At 38.2% G+C, this 3,349-nt stretch carries 3 protein-coding genes; all 3 read left to right on the top strand.

The window, feature by feature from the left end; translation table 11 throughout:
• The first annotated feature begins 193 nt into the window (after positions 1 to 193).
• The 3 genes from GB993_RS06010 (at position 194) to mobV (ending at position 2,817) form a co-directional block, all read left to right on the top strand.
• Complete coding sequence (locus GB993_RS06010) at positions 194 to 1,150, top strand: protein rep (protein ID WP_161003492.1); 957 nt, start codon at positions 194 to 196, stop codon at positions 1,148 to 1,150.
• Between the two features lie 44 nt (positions 1,151 to 1,194).
• Complete coding sequence (locus GB993_RS06015) at positions 1,195 to 1,542, top strand: hypothetical protein (RefSeq protein ID WP_161003493.1); 348 nt, start codon at positions 1,195 to 1,197, stop codon at positions 1,540 to 1,542.
• 189 nt (positions 1,543 to 1,731) lie between these two features.
• Positions 1,732 to 2,817, top strand: a complete 1,086-nt coding sequence (mobV, locus tag GB993_RS06020) for a MobV family relaxase (RefSeq protein WP_161003494.1) — start codon at positions 1,732 to 1,734, stop codon at positions 2,815 to 2,817.
• Positions 2,818 to 3,349 lie beyond the last annotated feature (532 nt).

Here is a 3,349-nt window from a genome sequence, read left to right on the forward strand (position 1 = left end):
AAAAAAAACCCACGTGAGCTTCGAAAGTTTGGCGACCTCGAACACGTGAGCTAATCTTGTAAAATCGTATTTTTATTTACTAGACATAGTTTAAGGCTTGGGTAGTTGACCGTCAAGGCTTCTGGATGATTTTAGTAAAGTAATACATAGCAGATTAACTCTTCTCACGTGGTCAGATGAGAGGAGTTTTATTTTGACTGATAGAAAAGTTTTAGTTGATAAATCTCGGTCAGGGAAAGTTCGTCCGTGGCGAGAGCGTAAGTTAGAGAATTTGCAGTATGGTGACTATTTGCAAATATTGAATTATAAGAAAGCTCACCGGGTTAAAGAATGTGGGGAAGTTTTGCGCTTTGTGGAAGATGAACAAGGTCATAAGAAATTAGCGCAGACTTGGTTTTGTCATTCCCGTTTATGCCCGTTATGCAATTGGCGGCGTGCGATGAAGCAGTCTAATCAGTTAACTCAGATTTTAGAAGAGGCAGTTAAGCAACGAAAAACTGGTCGGTTCTTATTTTTAACGCTGACGGTTGAGAATACAACTGGTAAGCAATTAAAGAGTGAGCTACGACAAATGGGGCGAGCTATTCGTGATTTAATGCGTTATAAAAAGCCAGCTAAGAATTTGTTAGGCTATGTGCGTTCAACTGAAGTGACCGTTAATCATGAAGCAGATCAGCCGATGTATCACCATCATATGCATGTTTTATTATTTGTGAAGAGTCTTTATTTTAAAGGATCTGATAATTATATTTCACAGTCAGAATGGACTGGTTATTGGCAACGGGCGATGAAATTAAATTATGTTCCGATTGTGAATGTTGAGGCAGTTAAACCGAATGTGGATCGCCATAAAAATTCATTATTAGCTAGTGCTCAAGAAACGGCTAAATATCAGGTGAAATCTAAAGATATTTTGACTAATAATCAAGAACAGGACTTACAAGTGATTGATGATTTAGAACAGGCTTTGGCTGGCTCGCGCCAAATTAGCTATGGCGGTTTGCTGAAAGAAATTCGCAAACAGTTGCAACTAGAAGATGTTGAAAATGGTGATTTGATTAATACGGATAGTGATGATCAAGATACTGATCAAGTAGTGCGTGAGATTGTTGCTAAATGGGACTATCAGCGTAATAATTATTTTGTTTAGTTGGTTTTTGTTTGTGCTGTATTTTTAGAACAGGAGTGATGATGTTGAGTAATAAAAATTATTATGACTTTGAAGAATTGATGTTGAATTATGTTTTAGAAAAGACTAAGGATACAAGTGATCCAGATCCTCGGTATTCTTATCCTCCTCTTACGACTGATTCTATAGCTGATAATGAAAGCCTAAGCCAAGCAATTGAAACATTTTTAACTATTGTGCATGTTGAAGAACCTAAGAAATCTGAGAAAATTTTGCAATTTATGTATGGCTATAAAAACAGTCAGGACAAATCTCCTGTAGATGAAGATTCTTTAGTTTTAGTTAGATTGGAAAATAATGATGATAAGGCTATTGATGAGGCCTATAGTTTTTTGGATTCTATAGTTAAGTGAATTTTAGTCTTTTTAATAATCATTGGGAGCAAAAGCGACCTTTGATTATTTTTTTGCCAACGGCAAAAACGGCCTCGCAGAGCCCAAGCTTTACGAAGTAAAGTATACTGGGCTATACCTTACATGGAGGTTTGCCGAATTCTGTGCTATGCTCTAACCAAATTTAACTGTTTGGAATGGAGTGGTTAGATGAGCTATTTAGTGGCTAATATGCAGAAATTAAAAGCTGATAATCTGGTGGGCTTGGGTAATCACGATCAACGCCGGACACAACATCATAAAAATGCTGATATTGACGTTGACCGTTCTGCTTTAAATTATGATTTGGTTGCTGGTCGGACTAATCATTTTAAAACGGATATTGTGGCTTATATTAACGAGCATAAGACTAGTCAACGAGCGGTTAGAAAAGATGCCGTTTTAATCAACGAATGGATTATTTCAAGCGATAGCAATTTCTTTGCCGATTTGACGGCGGCTGATACCCGCAAATATTTTGAAACGGCGAGGAATTATTTTGCTGAAAAATTTGGTGAAGAAAATATTCGTTATGCAATTGTTCATCTTGATGAGAGTACGCCACATATGCATATGGGAATTGTGCCCTTTGATGATGAACATAAGTTGTCTGCTAAGCGAGTATTTAATCGCACGGCTTTGCGAGATATTCAAGATCAATTACCGACTTATTTGCAACAGCATGGTTTTAATATTCAACGTGGGGTTCAAGAATCGGAACGTAAAAGTTTAACGGTGCCAGAATATAAAGCTATGCGGGAAGATTTGAAAAAGGCGACGCTTCAAAAACAAGAAATACAAGCTGAACTTGAAGATGCCAGAAAACGCCTTGCTGAACTTAAACCTCGTGATCAGCAGGAAATTGAGAGCAAACCTACTTTTTTAAGCAAGGATAAAGTGGTTGTTAGAAAAAGTGATCTTCATGACTTAGAATCTCGAGCAGCTGTCAGTGATATTTATAATCAACAACAGAACCGTTTAAAACTTGATAATCAAAGCCTAAATTATCAACTGCTTGAAGTTAAAGACAATAATTATGATTTAAGCAAGAAAAATGAGAAGCTCCAAAAATTAGTGGATACGTTACAAGGAATTGTTCGGAGCGTTGACCGGTTCTTACAGCGCAAATTAGGTGTTGGCTTACCAAATGAGTGGCTAGAGCGAGCTGGACTAAAAGAACCATCTAAAAAAGCCCCTCAGAGGCCACAAGAGCGTTCAGAGGGACAACATGATGAATTAGATGGTCCAAGCCTTTGAATTTGGTCTATGGCTTTAATTTAACCGCTGATGAGTATTGGAGCTGTTTAATGGCCGTCAGTCAACGGTAAATCGAATTAAAGGGACTTACTGCTTTAGCAGTTAGTCCCTTTTTGAGGCTTTAAGGAGTTGATTGACTAACCAAACCCAGACACTGAATTGGCTGAAAGCCAAAGTTTCCTAAACTTTGCTTTCCTGCCTCACGGCGAGTGCGGGGTGAGTTTGAGCGGGAGCTCCCGCTCATTTATGCGGTCAAGCTGGCACAGCTTGGACTGGGTTCGGGGCGTCAGCGCCCGAGGGCTTAGAAACTGGTCGATTTTGACCAGTTTCTTCTTATCTTGATACTATTAGAAACAACGGACTTTTTTATATGTGTAACAAATCGTTGACATGATTGGCTTTAGGCGTATTATGGTGGTATAAAATGAATATAAAAAAAAACCCACGTGAGCTTCGAAAGTTTGGCGACCTCGAACACGTGAGCTAATCTTGTAAAATCGTATTTTTATTTACTAGACATAGTTTAAGGCTT

It is taken from the genome of Furfurilactobacillus milii, from assembly GCF_009864005.1.
Lineage (GTDB): Bacteria > Bacillota > Bacilli > Lactobacillales > Lactobacillaceae > Furfurilactobacillus > Furfurilactobacillus rossiae_B.

Excerpts from the sequence above, each read along its gene's own strand:
- mobV (WP_161003494.1), top strand. The coding sequence starts at position 1,732 with ATGAGCTATTTAGTGGCTAATATGCAGAAATTAAAAGCTGATAATCTG.